This window comes from Streptomyces sp. NPDC057854 (genome assembly GCF_042797055.1).
Lineage (GTDB): Bacteria > Actinomycetota > Actinomycetes > Streptomycetales > Streptomycetaceae > Streptomyces.
On the sequence record NZ_JBHVMF010000025.1, the window covers coordinates 28,957 to 44,469 of the forward strand.

A 15,513-nucleotide genomic window follows, 5' to 3' on the forward strand; every position below is an offset into this window, starting at 1 on the left:
TTTGCGGGTACCTGAAAGCGCATGTGCCGCCCTGAGCGACCCCGAGACGACTCCCCATATCCGGACAGGGTCTCCAGGGGCCTCTGACGGCCACCTAGCGCTTCGGCCCGTAGCTCGTTGTGGAGGTCCGGCCCCCGGAGGCCGTACCGGCCGGTAGGCAGCCCGGCGCACGCCCGCCCGGCCTGCCGGAACCGGCACCCCGCACCCGCGCCCGGGCCGGCTCAGCCGTAGGTGTCCCCGGGGCCGACGGACCCCGGCGCCCGCAGCGGCCCGTAGCGCCGGGCGCCCGCGCCCGGCCCGAGCACCTTGATCAGGCGTACGGTGCCGTGCCCCAGGTCCTCGTTGAGCCGCGCGACCAGCGTCGGCGCCAGCAGCCGCAGCTGCGTGGCCCAGGCCGTCGAGTCGCACTGCACGGTGAGCACGCGCGCGTCCGGCTCCTCCTCGTACTTCACCGGTACGCAGTGCTTCGCCAGGTCCTCGCCGACGATCTGCGGCCAGCGCCCCATCACCCCGCCGACGGCCGCCGGGGTCTCCCACCCGCGCTCGGCGAGCAGCCGGTTGATCGCCGCGCCCAGCGCCATCGGGTCGCGCCCGTCGGCGCGCGCGCCGGAGCGCAGGCCGCCCCCGCGCCGGGCCTGCTTCTTCTGCTGGGCCGCGGCGCCACGCGCGCGTGCCTGCTCCTTCGCGGCGCGCAGCGCGACCCGGGCCAGGTCCACCCCCGACGGCTCGGGAGCCGCGGGCTTGTCCACAGGCTGTGGGGAGAATTCCTCGGCGCCGCTCATGCGCGCTCCACCGCCCCTCCGCTCACCGCGTACCGCGTCCCGGCCAGCACGTCCGGCACGTCGTCGTCGACCGCCGCCGTCACCAGCACCTGCTCGCCGTGGGCCACCAGCTCGGCCAGCCGCTCGCGCCGGCGCGCGTCCAGCTCGGCGAAGACGTCGTCGAGGACAAGGACCGGCTCGTTGCCCTCGGAGCGCAGCAGGTCGTACGAGGCGAGCCGGAGCGCCAGCGCGTACGACCAGGACTCGCCGTGGCTCGCGTACCCCTTGGCCGGCAGCTCGCCGAGCCGCAGCAGCAGCTCGTCGCGGTGCGGGCCGACGAGGGTGACGCCGCGCTCGATCTCCTGCTTGCGGGCCTCCGCGAGGGCGGCGATCAGCTGCTCGTACAGCTCCTCGCGGGTCTGCCCGGTGCCGGGCGCGGACGGCCGGTACTCCAGCAGAATCGGTCCGCCGCCGGGCGCCAGCTGTTCGTACGCCTTGTCCGCGAGCGGCTGGAGGGTGTGGACGAGGTCGAGCCGCTGGGCCAGCAGCTCGGCACCGGCCCGGGCCAGGTGCTGGTCCCAGACGTCGAGGGTGGACAGGTCCATGCCCCGGCCACCGTGCCGACGGGCCATCGCGGCGGACTTCAGCAGGGTGTTCCGCTGCTTCAGCACGCGCTCGTAGTCGGAGCGCACGCCCGCCATGCGCGGCGCGCGCGCCGTGATCAGCTCGTCGAGGAAGCGCCGGCGCTCCCCGGGGTCGCCCTTGATCAGCGACAGGTCCTCGGGGGCGAACAGCACGGTCCGCACGATGCCCAGCACGTCCCGGGGCCTGACCTGCGAGGACCTGTTGATGCGGGCGCGGTTGGCGCGCCCCGGGTTGAGCTCCAGCTCGACCAGCTGGGAGCGCTCGCCCTGGGTGACGGCGGCCCGGATGACCGCCCGCTCGGCGCCCATCCGCACCAGCGGCGCGTCGGAGGCGACGCGGTGGCTGCCGAGGGTGGCGAGGTAGCCGACGGCCTCGACAAGGTTGGTCTTGCCCTGGCCGTTCGCCCCCACGAACGCGGTGACGCCCGGGTCGAGGGGTACCTCGGCCCGGGCGTACGAGCGGAAGTCGGCCAGCGAGAGATGCGTGACGTGCATGGTGGGCGCCGGCCTTCCCCCGGTCGCTGTGCACCGGACGGTGCACAGCCTGTGGATTGCTACTTCTTCTCGACCGCGTGGCCGCCGAACTGGTTGCGCAGCGCGGCGATCATCTTCATCTGCGGCGAGTCGTCCTGACGGGACGCGAACCGCGCGAACAGCGACGCGGTGATCGCCGGGAGCGGTACGGCGTTGTCGATGGCGGCCTCGACCGTCCACCGGCCCTCGCCGGAGTCCGAGGCGTAGCCGCGCAGCTGGTCCAGGTGCTCGTCCTCGTCGAGGGCGTTGACCGCGAGGTCGAGCAGCCAGGAACGGATGACCGTGCCCTCCTGCCAGGACCGGAAGATCTCGCGGACGTTCTCGACGGAGTCGACCTTCTCCAGGAGCTCCCAGCCCTCGGCGTACGCCTGCATCATCGCGTACTCGATGCCGTTGTGGACCATCTTGGCGAAGTGGCCCGCGCCGACCTTGCCGGCGTGGACGGAGCCGAACTCGCCCTCGGGCTTGAGCGCGTCGAAGATCGGCTGGACCTTCGCCACGTTCTCGGCGTCGCCGCCGTACATCAGCGCGTAGCCGTTCTCCAGGCCCCAGACGCCGCCGGAGACGCCGCAGTCGACGAAGCCGATGCCCTTGGCGGCGAGCTCCTCGGCGTGCTTCTCGTCGTCGGTCCAGCGGGAGTTGCCGCCGTCGACGACGACGTCGCCGGGGGAGAGCAGTTCCGCCAGCTCGTCGATGGTGGACTGGGTCGCCGCGCCGGCGGGGACCATGACCCACACGACGCGCGGACCCTTGAGCTTGTTCACAAGCTCTTCGAGGCTGTGGACATCGGCGAGGTCCGGGTTGCGGTCGTATCCGATGACGGTGTGGCCTGCGCGGCGGATGCGCTCGCGCATGTTGCCGCCCATCTTGCCGAGACCGACGAGACCGAGCTCCATCAGAGTGTTCCTTTAGCGTCGTGTGCGGTTCCTACCCGGGTCCGAGCCTACGCCCGGACCCGGCCGCACACCTGTGGGGTCAGCCGCTCAGTCGAACCCCTCGCCCGCAGGTCAGCCGCACGGCCGCGGCGGCCCGCGGCGCGGTCCGGGGGACGCCCCCCGGACCTCCGGCGAAGGGCGTCAGCCGCTCAGCCGCACCGGCATGATCAGGTACTTGTACGCGTCGTCCGCCTCCGCGTCGACGGCCGGGCGGCCGCTCAGCAGGGCGGGCTTGGTGGACGTCGTGAAGGACAGCTGGGCGACCGGGGAGTCGATCGCGCTGAGGCCGTCCAGCAGGAAGGTCGGGTTGAAGGCGATCGAGATGTCGTCGCCCTCCAGCTGCGCGTCGACCCGCTCCACAGCCTGTGCGTCGTCGCTGGAGCCGGCCTCCAGGATGAGGACGCCCTGCTCGAAGCTGAGGCGGACGGGCGTGTTGCGCTCGGCGACGAGGGCCACGCGCTTGACGGCCTCCACGAAGGGGGCGGTCTCGATCACCGCGACCGAGTTGAACTCGGTGGGGAAGAGCGTGCGGTACTTCGGGAGGTCGCCCTCCAGGAGGCGGGTGGTGGTGCGGCGGCCCGCGCCCTCGAAGCCGATCAGGCCCTCGCCCTTGCCGGAGCCGGAGAGCGCCAGGGTGACGGTGTCGCCGCTGGTGAGCGCCTTGGCGGTGTCCAGGAGGGTCTTCGCGGGCACCAGGGCGACGGCGGAGGCGTCCGGGGACTCCGGCTTCCACAGGAACTCGCGGACCGCGAAGCGGTAGCGGTCGGTGGAGGCCAGGGTGACCGTGTCGCCCTCGATCTCGATGCGCACACCGGTGAGGACGGGCAGCGTGTCGTCACGGCCGGCGGCGATGGCCACCTGCGCGGCGGCGGCGGCGAAGACCTCGCCGGGGACGGTGCCGGTCGCGGTGGGCATCTCCGGCAGCGCCGGGTACTCCTCCACGGGGAGGGTGTGGAGGGTGAAGCGGGAGGAGCCGCAGACCACGGTCGCCCGTACACCGTCTGTGGAGATCTCCACCGGACGGTTGGGGAGGGCGCGGCAGATGTCGGCGAGGAGGCGGCCGGAGACGAGGACGGTGCCGTCCTCCTCGACCTCGGCCTCGACGGAGACGCGGGCGGAGACCTCGTAGTCGAAGCTGGAGAAGCTCAGCGCGCCGTCCTCGGCCTTCAGCAGAAGGCCCGCGAGAACGGGCGCCGGCGGACGGGCCGGAAGGCTGCGGGCCACCCACGCCACCGCCTCCGCGAGTACATCGCGCTCCACCCGGATCTTCACCGGAACCGCCTCCTGCTTGTTGCTGGCTCTTCGTCGACTGCGGGATCCAGTCTGACGTACGCCGCCGACACTCGGTGCGGCTCGGGGTCAAGTCGTGACGAGAGCACGTCGGGGCTCCGGCGCCGAGTTGTGCACAGGCCCCGCTTCCAAACGATTCCCGGGCTAACTATGAGTGGGAGTAGTAGTAGGGCCTGTGGAAACGGTGGATAACGCCGTCTGCGCAGGTCAAGCCCGGTTTTTTGTCCACTGCCCCTGTGGGTGGAACCGGTGGACAACCACGGCTCTCTGTGGACATCAGAAAGTTCTGCACACCCGATACACAGGCAGGGGGTAGTTCTCCCCAGTGCTGTCCCCAGCTTTCCCCAGGTTCCCCACAGGCCAAACGTCTCCCTTGGTGTGACGCCTTTCACTCCGGCCGGTGAGGCGGGGTGTTTTGTTGCCGAACAGTGGACAGCGGTGTGGAGAAGCTGTGGGCAACCGACCCGTCCCTGTGGGCAGCCGGTGGACAACTCTCCGGAGCCCCTGTGGACGAAAGATTCATCCACAGGCTGTGGAGATCGGTTGCCAACAAATCCACACCCCTCTGAGCTGCCGTGATGGTCTGTCACCAGCCCGGCCTGTGGACACATTCCGGATAACTCGGCAGTCCCCACCCTGTGGACGGGAGATCATCCCCCAATCTGTGGAGAACCTGCCACCGGAACGGAGTAATCGAACACGCCCATCCGGGTCATGGCGGGCGGATGGCCTCCCGATGGCGTCCCGACGCCACCGAAACCGCCGCCCGGACGCCCGGAACGTCCGCGTCGGTCGCCCGGAACGCCCGCGTCGGAGGGCCGACCGAGCCGCCCCGCCCCCGGGAACGCCGAAGGGCGCCCCGGGAGGTGTCCCGGGGCGCCCTGGAAGCCGTACGGAAGGCTTACGGAGGCCCTGCTGAAGTCCTGCTGGGGCCGGTCAGCCGTTCTTGATGCGGTTGGTCAGCTCGGTGACCTGGTTGTAGATGGAGCGGCGCTCCGCCATCAGCGCGCGGATCTTGCGGTCCGCGTGCATGACGGTCGTGTGGTCCCGGCCGCCGAACTGCGCGCCGATCTTCGGCAGCGACAGGTCCGTGAGCTCCCGGCAGAGGTACATGGCGATCTGGCGGGCCGTCACCAGCACCCGGCTGCGCGAGGAACCGCAGAGGTCCTCCACCGTCAGCCCGAAGTAGTCGGCCGTGGCCGCCATGATGGCCGGCGCCGTGATCTCCGGCGAGGAGTCTTCGCCGCCCGGGATCAGGTCCTTGAGGACGATCTCCGTCAGCCCCAGGTCCACCGGCTGCCGGTTGAGGCTCGCGAAGGCCGTCACCCGGATCAGCGCGCCCTCCAGCTCACGGATGTTCCGCGAGATCCGGGAGGCGATGAACTCCAGCACTTCCGGCGGCGCGTTCAGCTGCTCCTGCACCGCCTTCTTGCGGAGGATCGCGATGCGCGTCTCCAGCTCGGGCGGCTGCACGTCGGTGGTGAGACCCCACTCGAAGCGGTTGCGCAGCCGGTCCTCCAGGGTCACCAGCTGCTTCGGCGGCCGGTCCGAGGAGAGCACGATCTGCTTGTTCGCGTTGTGGAGCGTGTTGAAGGTGTGGAAGAACTCCTCCTGCGTCGACTCCTTGCTCGCGAGGAACTGGATGTCGTCGACGAGCAGGATGTCCACGTCGCGGTAACGCTTGCGGAAGGCGTCGCCCTTGCCGTCGCGGATCGAGTTGATGAACTCGTTGGTGAACTCCTCGGAGCTCACGTACCGCACGCGCGTGCCGGGGTAGAGGCTCCGCGCGTAGTGCCCGATGGCGTGCAGCAGGTGCGTCTTGCCGAGCCCGGACTCGCCGTAGATGAAGAGCGGGTTGTACGCCTTCGCCGGCGCCTCGGCCACCGCGACCGCGGCCGCGTGGGCGAACCGGTTCGAGGAACCGATGACGAAGGTGTCGAAGAGGTACTTGGGGTTCAGGCGCGCGTGCGGCTCGCCGGGCCCGCCGGAGCCCGTACCGGAGGAGCCGAGGGAGCCCTGGCCGATGCCCGGCCCCACGCCCTGGCCGCCCGCGCCGGGCCCGGGGCGCGGACCGGCCCCCGGCGGCTCCGGCAGCTCGGCGCGCTCGGGCCGCTGCGGCTGCTCGTAGCCGCGAGACGGCTCGTCGTAGCGCGGCATCCCCGACTGATCCGGCGCGGGGCCGGTGTACGGGGCGCGCTCCGGGAAGCCGCCCAGGCGCGGCTGCTGCCAGGAGAGGTCCTCCTGGGTGCGCGGCCAGGCGCCCGGCTCCGGGCGGGGCGGCTGCGGGTAGTCCGGGTAGGCGGGACGCGCGGTGGGCAGCCCGTCGTCGGGCATGGCCCGGTGGCCGTACCCGTCGTACTTCTCGTACGGCTCCGGCTGCGGGCGCTCGTCGTAGCGCGGCTGCTGCGGCCGGCCGGGGGAGGGCGCCGGGGGCTGGTCGCCGACGGAGTCGTCGACGGTGATCGCGATCCGGATCGGGCGCCCGCACTCGCGGCTGAGGGTCTCGCTGATCAGCGGGGCCAGCCGGCCCTCCAGGACCCGCTTGCCCCATTCGTTGGGGACGGCGAGCAGGGCCGTGTCGGCGACCAGCGCGAGCGGCTGGCAGCGCTCGATCCACTGCTTGTCCTTGGGCTCGATGCCCTGCTGTCCTTCTCCCAGCAGCTGGTCGAGCACGCGTGGCCACACTGCGGCAAGATCGGCAGGTACGTCAGCCACAGGGCACGCTTTCTCGCAGGTCCCACGAATGTGTGGTTCTCGGGACGACAGGAACAGAACGGAAGAGACAGTCGAGTCCAGTCACGGTAGTCGCGGCGGCTGACGTGGTTCAAGTTGTTGTCCACAGCCTGTGCACAAGGGGCCCCGTTGACGGGTCGGTTTGACCGGATGGCGTAACCGCGCGTACCGTAACCAGGTCGAGTTGTCGATGGCTGCTGCCGCCTGCCTCCGATGGGCAAAGATCACCTAGTGTGGTCGCGTAGCGGTGCACTCGAGCGTATGCGAGCTACTCGTGGGCGCACGGTGACAGCCAGGCGATGTCCCGCCATGACCCGAATCATTTCTGGAGCCCCCGAGTGAGCAAGCGCACCTTCCAGCCGAACAACCGTCGTCGCGCGAAGACCCACGGTTTCCGCCTGCGCATGCGTACCCGTGCCGGCCGCGCCATCCTGGCGAACCGCCGTGCCAAGGGTCGCGCGAGCCTGTCCGCCTGATCCACTAAACAGGTCATGACGTGCTGCCTACCGAGAATCGGCTGAGGCGGCGCGAGGACTTCGCAACCGCGGTACGCCGAGGGCGCCGGGCCGGTCGCCCGCTCCTCGTCGTCCACCTGCGTAGCGGTGCCACGGACCCGCACGCGCCTGGGGAGAGCGCTCCTCCGACGCGTGCGGGTTTCGTCGTGAGCAAGGCCGTGGGCGGTGCGGTCGTCCGCAACCAGGTGAAGCGTCGTCTGCGCCACCTCGTCCGCGACCGGCTGTCCGCGCTGCCCCCCGGTAGCCTGGTGGTCGTACGGGCGTTGCCCGGAGCCGGTGACGCCGACCACGCCCACCTGGCCCGCGACCTGGACGCCGCTCTCCAGCGGCTGCTGGGAGGGGGTACGCGATGAAGTACCCGTTCCTCGCCCTCATCAAGCTGTACCAGTGGACGATCAGCCCGCTCCTGGGCGACGTCTGCCGGTACTACCCGTCGTGTTCCCACTACGGATTCACGGCCATAGACCGGCATGGCGCGATCAAGGGCATCGCCCTGACCGCCTGGCGCATCCTGCGGTGCAACCCGTGGTCGCCCGGCGGAGTGGACCATGTCCCCCCGCGGAAGCGTCCGCGCTGGCACGAGATGCTCAGGAACGCGCTGCGCGGCGACAAGGGCGGGATCTCCGCCGAGACGAGCCCGGCCGCAGAGACCTCGCCCAATGCTCAAGGAGCCTGATTAGTGGACACGATTGCCAGTCTGTTCAGCTTCATCACCTGGCCCGTTTCCTGGGTCATCGTCCAGTTCCACAAGCTGTACGGGGCGATCTTCGGCCCCGACACGGGCTGGGCCTGGGGCCTGTCGATCGTGTCCCTCGTGGTGCTGATCCGTATCGCGCTGATCCCGCTCTTCGTGAAGCAGATCAAGGCGACCCGGAACATGCAGGCGCTCCAGCCGAAGATGAAGGCGATCCAGGAGCGCTACAAGAGCGACAAGCAGCGTCAGTCCGAAGAGATGATGAAGCTGTACAAGGAGACGGGCACCAACCCGCTCTCCTCGTGCCTTCCCATCCTCGCCCAGTCGCCGTTCTTCTTCGCCCTGTACCACGTGCTGTCCAACATCGCGTCGGGCAAGAAGATCGGTGCCCTCAACCAGGAGCTGGTCGACAGCGCCCGTGAGGCGCACATCTTCGGTGCCCCGATCGCCTCGAAGTTCATGGACTCCCCCGAGGCGGTGGCCGCCCTCGGCGCCTCGCTGACCGATGTCCGCATCGTCACCGCGATCATGATCGTCCTGATGTCGGCCTCGCAGTTCTTCACCCAGCGCCAGCTGATGATGAAGAACGTCGACCTCACGGTGAAGACCCCGTACATGCAGCAGCAGAAGATGCTCATGTACATCTTCCCGGTGATCTTCGCCGTCATGGGCATCAACTTCCCCGTCGGTGTCCTCGTCTACTGGCTGACCACCAACGTGTGGACCATGGGCCAGCAGATGTACGTGATCAACCAGAACCCGACCCCGGGCAGCAAGGCGCAGGACTCCTACCTGCAGCGCCTGCTGAAGAGCGTCACGCACCACGGTGAGGTCCGCAGCCGGCGTCACAAGGCCGTCGTCAAGGCGATCGTCGCCAAGGGCTCCGACCGCAACGAGAACGAGCGCCGCTTCATCGGCGCCCTCGCCAAGGCCGGCTTCGCCGCCCAGGCCGACGGCACCGTCGTGAAGAGCGACACCGCGGTCGCCGAGGCCGAGGGCACCGCCTCCAAGCGCCAGCAGCCCAAGCGTCAGACCAAGGCCCAGCGGCAGGCCGCCGCCCAGCAGGCCAAGGGCGACGAGACCGTCGCGGAGACCGCCGAGGAGTCCGCGGGCGAGACCGCCGAGGACACCGGGGCGAAGACCTCGCTGGAGAAGAAGCCCGCGACGCCCGCCAAGGGCGGCGGCGCCCAGGGCCGCAGCCGCGCCAACTCCGGCTCCCGCCAGCGCAAGGGCCAGCAGCGGCCCAAGCACCCGTCCTCGAAGAAGTAGAAGCGCCCCGTAGCTTCCCCGTAGCTAGAAGGAGTCCATCCGTGACGGAAGGCACCACCTCCGCCGCCGCCGAGGGTGGCGACACCCTGACCCGCCTGGAGCAGGAGGGTGAGATCGCGGCCGACTACCTTGAGGGTCTGCTCGACATCGCCGACCTCGACGGCGACATCGACATGGACGTCGAGGCGGACCGGGCCGCGGTCTCGATCATCAGCGACTCCGGCAGCCGCGACCTGCAGAAGCTCGTGGGCCGCGACGGCGAGGTGCTGGAGGCGCTTCAGGAGCTGACCCGCCTGGCGGTCCACCGCGAGACCGGTGACCGCAGCCGGCTGATGCTCGACATCGCCGGTTTCCGCGCGCAGAAGCGCACGGAGCTGGCGCAGATCGGCGCCAAGGCGGCGGACGAGGTGAAGTCCAGCGGCCAGCCGGTCAAGCTGGACCCGATGACCCCGTTCGAGCGCAAGGTCGTGCACGACGCGGTCGCCGCCGCCGGTCTGCGCAGCGAGTCCGAGGGCGAGGAGCCGCAGCGCTTCGTCGTCGTCCTCCCTGCCTGACCCCTCTCATCGCGTCGGCCCCGTCTGTTCGCAGACGGGGCCGATCTTTGTCAGCCTGATAGTTCAGCCACCACAGTGCGCTCGCACGGTACGCGTGCGGTACGGAAGGACGGTCCCCGTGACGGAGGCAGCGGAGCTCCCCGAGGCGCCGGAGCAGGCACGGAAGGTCTTCGGTGAGTACTTCCCCGAGGCCGTGCGGTACGCCGAACTGCTCGCGGACGCCGGAGTGAAGCGCGGGCTCATCGGCCCCCGTGAGGTCCCGCGCCTGTGGGAGCGCCACCTGCTGAACTGCGCCGTGCTCTCCGAGGTCGTCCCCGAGGGCGTGACGGTGTGCGACGTCGGTTCCGGTGCCGGTCTGCCCGGCATCCCGCTGGCGCTGGTGCGGCCCGACCTGAAGATCACGCTGCTGGAGCCGTTGCTGCGCCGCATCAACTTCCTCCAGGAGGTCGTGGAGCTGCTCGGCCTCGACCACGTGACCGTCGTGCGCGGCCGGGCCGAGGAGATGCTCGGCAAGCTGCCGCAGGTCCACGTCGTGACCGCCCGGGCCGTGGCACCCCTGGACCGGCTGGCGGGCTGGGGCGTTCCGCTGCTCCGCCCCTACGGCGAGATGCTGCTGCTGAAGGGCGACACCGCACAGGAGGAGCTGGACGCCGCCCGGGCCGCGCTGTCCAAGCTGGGCGTGGTGGAGACCTCCGTGCACCACGTCGGCGAGGGGATCGTCGATCCGATGTCCACCGTGGTCCGGGTCGAGGTCGGGGAGAGCCCCGGCGGTGTGCGGTTCGCGGCGAAGCGGGCCAAGGCCGCCCGGACGAGCAAGACCCGCCGGCGCCGCTGAGCGCCGCATTCGTCCGCTTTCACGGAGTGTCGGCCGGTCCCGGCCGGACCGCAGGGGCATCGTGTTTCACGTGAAACGTCGCTCCCTGCTCCAGGGCATCATCAGCCGCGGGCGTGCGGCTGCCACCCCCCGGGACCGCCGACCCCGTGTGAAGCCACCCGCGAGGGTTACGGAGTTTTCCACAGAGGTGGATTCACCCACAGATCCACCGACCTCGCTGGTTCCGGACCCCGCGGGCATGGCAGGCTCTTCCCATCGCGAGCTTGATGCCGAGGAGAGTGAATCCTTGCGGTCCGACGCCAACATCGCGGGACCGATGACCGATCCGGTCCCCGGTCCCCGAACCGAATCGGCGGGGGAGGATGTTTCACGTGAAACACCGCCCCCGATGGACGACACCCCCATTGGCCGTGCCGCTCAGATGGCTGTAGAGGCGCTGGGCCGGGCCGGGGAGGGACTGCCCCGTCCCGAGCAGACCCGCATCATCGTGGTGGCCAACCAGAAGGGCGGCGTGGGCAAGACGACCACGACCGTCAACCTGGCCGCCTCGCTGGCGCTGCACGGCGCCCGTGTCCTCGTCATCGACCTGGACCCGCAGGGCAACGCCTCCACGGCGCTGGGCATCGACCACCACGCCGACGTCCCCTCCATCTACGACGTCCTCGTCGACAGCCGGCCGCTCTCCGAGGTGGTCCAGCCGGTCCTGGACGTCGAAGGTCTCTTCTGCGCCCCGGCCACGATCGACCTGGCCGGCGCGGAGATCGAGCTGGTGTCGATGGTGGCGCGGGAGAGCCGGCTCCAGCGGGCGATCCAGGCGTACGAGCAGCCGCTGGACTACGTCCTGATCGACTGTCCGCCGTCCCTCGGCCTGCTCTCGGTGAACGCCCTGGTGGCGGGCGCCGAGGTGCTGATCCCGATCCAGTGCGAGTACTACGCGCTGGAGGGCCTGGGGCAGCTCCTGAAGAACGTCGACCTGGTCCGCGGGCACCTCAACCCGACGCTGCACGTCTCGACGATCCTCCTGACCATGTACGACGGCCGGACCCGGCTCGCCTCGCAGGTCGCCGAGGAGGTCCGCACCCACTTCGGGAAGGAGGTGCTCCGGACCAGCATCCCGCGGTCCGTCCGCATCTCCGAGGCGCCCAGCTACGGCCAGACCGTGATCACCTACGACCCCGGCTCCAGCGGAGCGCTGTCGTACATCGAAGCGGCGCGCGAGATCGCCTTCCGGGGCGTCGCCGTCCACTACGAGCCCCAGCAGCACGGCCGCGTGGGGCACCAGAACAACCAGCACAGCATGGCGGAGGAACTTCAGTGAGCGACCGACGTAGGGGACTGGGACCGCGGGGGCTCGGCGCGCTGTTCGCCGGCGCCCCCCAGGACCCGCAGGCGCCGGAGACCGGCGCCGTCTCCACGCTCCCCGGGAGCGGCGCGGCACGCCTGTTCCCCCAGGGAGCGCCGCAGCCCGAGACCGCCGCCGTACCGGAGGAGACCGGGCCGGCGCTGGTCGCCGGGGCGTACTTCACCGAGATCCCGATCGGCGACATCGTCCCCAACGCGCAGCAGCCGCGAAAGGTCTTCGACGAGGACGCCCTCGCCGAGCTGGTCACCTCCATCAAGGAGGTCGGCCTGCTTCAGCCCGTGGTCGTCCGCAAGACCGAGGGCGGACGCTTTGAACTGATCATGGGCGAGCGGCGCTGGCGGGCCTCCGACGAGGCCGGCCTGCGGACCATCCCCGCGATCGTCCGGGCCACCGACGACGAGAAGATGCTCCTGGACGCGCTCCTGGAGAACCTCCACCGGGCCCAGCTGAACCCGCTGGAGGAAGCCGCCGCCTACGAGCAGCTGCTCACCGACTTCAACTGCACCCACGACCAGCTCGCCGACCGGATCGGACGCTCGCGCTCGCAGGTCTCCAACACGCTGCGGCTGCTGCGGCTCTCCCCAGCGGTCCAGCGCCGGGTCGCCGCCGGGGTGCTCTCGGCCGGCCACGCCCGGGCCCTCCTCGGTGTGGAGGACCCGGAGGCGCAGGACCAGCTGGCGCAGCGGATCGTCGCCGAGGGGCTTTCGGTCCGTTCGGTCGAGGAGATCGTGCGGCTCATGAGCTTCGAGGAGCCGGCCGCCGCCAAGACGCGGAAGCCCCGGGCCGGCGGCCGCGTCTCGCCGGTCCTCTCGGACCTGGCCACCCGGCTCTCCGACCGGTTCGAGACCCGGGTGAAGGTCGACCTGGGGCAGTCGAAGGGCAAGATCGTCGTCGAGTTCGCCTCCGTGGAGGACCTGGACCGGATCCTCTCCACGCTGGCTCCCGGCGAGGACAACGTGAAGCGCAGGCTGAAGGCCGAGCAGGAGGGGGATGAGGAGGACGACGCGTAGTCGTCCTGCGGACCCCTCCAGGGCGGGTCGTGTTCCGTTCGCCATCGGGACGCGACCCGCCCTTTGCCTGTGTGCGGTGTCGCCCCGACAGCCCGCTGGTTACGATTCCGAGAGCCGTATCCGTGCTCGATGGCCGTCCGGCGGCCAGGGAAGCGAGGGGCAGCCGTGGGGCGTCGGCTCGTACCGCTCACACTGGACAATCTTCCGCACCTTCCGAAGCGCTGCCGGTCCTGTGTCTTCTGGGAGCTGGATCCGGTGAGCGGGGAGGCCGCCGTGAGGGCGGCGCGCGCGGAGGCCGAGAAGGAGGCGTGGATCTCCGCCGTCCTGCTGGAGTGGGGGTCCTGCGGCCGGGTCGCGTACGTGGACGAGGTGCCGGTCGGCTATGTGCTCTACGCTCCCCCGGCCTATGTGCCGCGGTCGACGGCCTTCCCCACGAGCCCGGTGGCGGCCGACGCCGTCCAGCTGATGACGGGCTGGATCATGCCGGAGTACCAGGGACAGGGGCTGGGCCGGGTGCTGGTGCAGACGGTCGCGAAGGACGTGCTGCGGCGGGGGTTCAAGGCGATCGAGGCGTTCGGCGACGCCCGCTGGAAAGAACCGGCCTGTGTGCTGCCGGCCGACCACCTGCTCGCCGTCGGCTTCAAGACCGTACGGCCGCACCCCGCCTTTCCCCGGCTCCGCCTGGAACTGCGGACGACGCTCTCCTGGAAGGAGGACGTCGAGATGGCCCTGGACCGGCTGCTCGGCGCGGTCCAGAAGGAACCGGCGCTCCGGCCGCTGTGACCCCGGCCCTCGCGCAAGCGAAACGGTGAACCGGCCCCGCGCAAGCGAAACGGCCCGCCCCTGTTCCGGGGGCGGGCCGTTTCACGTGAAACAGTGCGGGGTCACTTCGCCTGGACGAAGGGCTCCAGGTCGCGCAGGATCGCGGCCTTCGGCTTGGCGCCGACGATGGTCTTCACGACCTCGCCGCCCTGGTAGACGTTGAGCGTCGGGATGGACATGACGCCGTACTTGGCGGCCGTGGCCGGGTTCTCGTCGATGTTGAGCTTCACGACCTCGATCTCGCCGTGCTCGGCCGCGATGGCCTCCAGCGACGGGGCGATCTGACGGCACGGGCCGCACCAGGCCGCCCAGAAGTCCACCAGGACGGGCTTGTCGCTCTTGAGGACGTCCTCTTCGAAGGAAGCGTCGGTCACGTTCTTCAGGGCGCCGGCCACGGCGGCCTCCTTAACTTCGCGGGGTGTGGGGTGGGGAGTCGGGTCAGACCGCGGGGGTCTCGGCCAGCTTCTCGCTGTCGGCGAGGGCGGCCAGGAAGCGCTCGGCGTCGAGCGCGGCGGAGCAGCCGGTACCGGCGGCCGTGATGGCCTGGCGGTAGGTGTGGTCGACGACGTCACCGGCGCCGAAGACACCCGTCAGGTTGGTGCGGGTGGACGGGGCGGCGACCTTGAGGTAGCCCTCCTCGTCGAGGTCCAGCTGGCCCTTGAAGAGCTCGGTCCGCGGGTCGTGGCCCACGGCGATGAACAGACCGGTCACCGGCAGCTCGCTGGTCTCGCCCGTCTTGGTGTTGCGCAGGGTCAGACCGGTGAGCTTCTGGTCGCCGTGGATCTCGGCGACCTCGCTGTCCCAGGCGAACTTGATCTTCGGGTCGGCGAAGGCGCGCTCCTGCATCGCCTTGGAGGCGCGCAGGGTGTCACGGCGGTGGACGATCGTCACCGACTTGGCGAAGCGCGAGAGGAAGGTCGCCTCCTCCATCGCGGTGTCGCCGCCGCCGACGACGGCGATGTCCTGGTCCTTGAAGAAGAAGCCGTCGCAGGTGGCGCACCAGGAGACGCCGCGGCCGGAGAGAGTGTCCTCGTTCGGCAGACCCAGCTTGCGGTGCTGCGAGCCGGTGGTGACGATGACGGCCTTGGCGCGGTGCACGGTGCCGGCGGTGTCGGTGACGGTCTTGATCTCACCGGTGAGGTCCACGGCGACGACGTCGTCCGGGACGAGCTCGGCACCAAAGCGCTCGGCCTGCGCCCGCATGTTGTCCATGAGGTCCGGGCCCATGATGCCGTCACGGAAACCGGGGAAGTTCTCGACCTCGGTGGTGTTCATCAGGGCGCCACCGGCGGTCACGGCGCCTTCGAAGACCAGCGGGTTCAGCGACGCGCGGGCCGTGTAGAGCGCGGCGGTGTATCCCGCGGGCCCCGAGCCGATGATGATCACGTTACGGACGTCGCTCACGGGTTTCTTCCTCGTCTCTGCAGACTGCCTACTGCCTACGGGGCGGTGTCTCGGTCACTCTCACCCCACCCAACGGATCCTAAGGGGCCAGCATTCCCGAGGGCGCCGCGCGGCGCGTGGGTGAGACGGAGAGTGAGACGCGCGCGTGAG

16 protein-coding genes and 1 pseudogene are annotated in these 15,513 nt (G+C 70.4%); 9 read left to right on the forward strand and 8 right to left on the reverse strand.

Features of this window, described 5'->3' with window-relative positions; translation table 11 throughout:
• Window positions 1-221: 221 nt before the first annotated feature.
• From ACFVQZ_RS29635 to dnaA, 6 genes and pseudogenes are all read right to left on the reverse strand, one after another.
• A complete protein-coding gene (locus tag ACFVQZ_RS29635; protein WP_030493760.1) occupies window positions 222-782 on the reverse strand; it encodes a DciA family protein in 561 nt (186 codons plus the stop codon).
• Entirely contained in the window at window positions 779-1,900 is a 1,122-nt protein-coding gene (gene recF / locus ACFVQZ_RS29640; RefSeq protein ID WP_030493761.1) for a DNA replication/repair protein RecF, read from the reverse strand. Before recF ends, ACFVQZ_RS29635 begins: the two co-directional genes overlap by 4 nt.
• Window positions 1,901-1,959: 59 nt before the next feature.
• The gene (gene gnd / locus ACFVQZ_RS29645; RefSeq protein ID WP_030493762.1) at window positions 1,960-2,835 is read right to left on the reverse strand and encodes a phosphogluconate dehydrogenase (NAD(+)-dependent, decarboxylating); all 876 of its coding nucleotides are present in this window, start codon (window positions 2,833-2,835) and stop codon (window positions 1,960-1,962) included.
• Between the two features lie 180 nt (window positions 2,836-3,015).
• Window positions 3,016-4,146 carry a DNA polymerase III subunit beta gene (gene dnaN / locus ACFVQZ_RS29650; RefSeq protein ID WP_030493763.1) on the reverse strand — a complete coding sequence of 377 codons (1,131 nt, stop codon included), beginning with the start codon at window positions 4,144-4,146 and terminating at the stop codon, window positions 3,016-3,018.
• A gap of 537 nt (window positions 4,147-4,683) precedes the next feature.
• Window positions 4,684-4,953, reverse strand: a pseudogene (locus ACFVQZ_RS29655) (hypothetical protein); the annotation flags it as partial.
• Window positions 4,954-5,100: 147 nt separating this feature from the next.
• The gene (gene dnaA, locus ACFVQZ_RS29660; protein WP_081958963.1) at window positions 5,101-6,879 is read right to left on the reverse strand and encodes a chromosomal replication initiator protein DnaA; all 1,779 of its coding nucleotides are present in this window, start codon (window positions 6,877-6,879) and stop codon (window positions 5,101-5,103) included.
• A gap of 356 nt (window positions 6,880-7,235) precedes the next feature.
• Between dnaA and rpmH the strand changes: the two genes are divergently transcribed.
• The 9 genes from rpmH (at window position 7,236) to ACFVQZ_RS29705 (ending at window position 13,920) form a co-directional block, all read left to right on the forward strand.
• Window positions 7,236-7,373: a 50S ribosomal protein L34 gene (gene rpmH / locus ACFVQZ_RS29665; protein WP_015659252.1), complete on the forward strand. Its 138-nt coding sequence runs from the start codon at window positions 7,236-7,238 to the stop codon at window positions 7,371-7,373.
• Between the two features lie 20 nt (window positions 7,374-7,393).
• The gene (gene rnpA / locus ACFVQZ_RS29670; RefSeq protein ID WP_043222725.1) at window positions 7,394-7,765 is read left to right on the forward strand and encodes a ribonuclease P protein component; all 372 of its coding nucleotides are present in this window, start codon (window positions 7,394-7,396) and stop codon (window positions 7,763-7,765) included.
• On the forward strand, window positions 7,762-8,088 hold the full coding sequence (yidD, locus tag ACFVQZ_RS29675) for a membrane protein insertion efficiency factor YidD (RefSeq protein ID WP_030493766.1): 327 nt from the start codon (window positions 7,762-7,764) through the stop codon (window positions 8,086-8,088). Before rnpA ends, yidD begins: the two co-directional genes overlap by 4 nt.
• 3 nt (window positions 8,089-8,091) lie before the next feature.
• Window positions 8,092-9,375, forward strand: coding sequence for a membrane protein insertase YidC (yidC, locus tag ACFVQZ_RS29680; RefSeq protein ID WP_030493767.1), 1,284 nt, complete (start codon window positions 8,092-8,094; stop codon window positions 9,373-9,375).
• 41 nt (window positions 9,376-9,416) lie between these two features.
• Window positions 9,417-9,929: a R3H domain-containing nucleic acid-binding protein gene (locus ACFVQZ_RS29685; protein WP_030493768.1), complete on the forward strand. Its 513-nt coding sequence runs from the start codon at window positions 9,417-9,419 to the stop codon at window positions 9,927-9,929.
• Window positions 9,930-10,047: 118 nt separating this feature from the next.
• Complete coding sequence (gene rsmG, locus ACFVQZ_RS29690; RefSeq protein ID WP_030493769.1) at window positions 10,048-10,764, forward strand: 16S rRNA (guanine(527)-N(7))-methyltransferase RsmG; 717 nt, start codon at window positions 10,048-10,050, stop codon at window positions 10,762-10,764.
• A gap of 238 nt (window positions 10,765-11,002) precedes the next feature.
• Window positions 11,003-12,082 carry a ParA family protein gene (locus tag ACFVQZ_RS29695; protein WP_081958964.1) on the forward strand — a complete coding sequence of 360 codons (1,080 nt, stop codon included), beginning with the start codon at window positions 11,003-11,005 and terminating at the stop codon, window positions 12,080-12,082.
• Window positions 12,079-13,137, forward strand: a complete 1,059-nt coding sequence (locus ACFVQZ_RS29700; RefSeq protein ID WP_383627766.1) for a ParB/RepB/Spo0J family partition protein — start codon at window positions 12,079-12,081, stop codon at window positions 13,135-13,137. Before ACFVQZ_RS29695 ends, ACFVQZ_RS29700 begins: the two co-directional genes overlap by 4 nt.
• A 165-nt stretch (window positions 13,138-13,302) precedes the next feature.
• Window positions 13,303-13,920 carry a GNAT family N-acetyltransferase gene (locus tag ACFVQZ_RS29705; protein ID WP_383627768.1) on the forward strand — a complete coding sequence of 206 codons (618 nt, stop codon included), beginning with the start codon at window positions 13,303-13,305 and terminating at the stop codon, window positions 13,918-13,920.
• A 101-nt stretch (window positions 13,921-14,021) separates the two neighbouring features.
• On the opposite strand, the gene trxA is transcribed toward ACFVQZ_RS29705, so the two are convergent.
• Window positions 14,022-14,354: a thioredoxin gene (trxA, locus tag ACFVQZ_RS29710; RefSeq protein WP_030493773.1), complete on the reverse strand. Its 333-nt coding sequence runs from the start codon at window positions 14,352-14,354 to the stop codon at window positions 14,022-14,024.
• A 43-nt stretch (window positions 14,355-14,397) separates the two neighbouring features.
• Window positions 14,398-15,363 (reverse strand): thioredoxin-disulfide reductase, encoded by a 966-nt coding sequence (gene trxB / locus ACFVQZ_RS29715; RefSeq protein ID WP_030493774.1) that lies wholly within the window; start codon window positions 15,361-15,363, stop codon window positions 14,398-14,400.
• Between the last annotated feature and the right edge of the window lie 150 nt (window positions 15,364-15,513).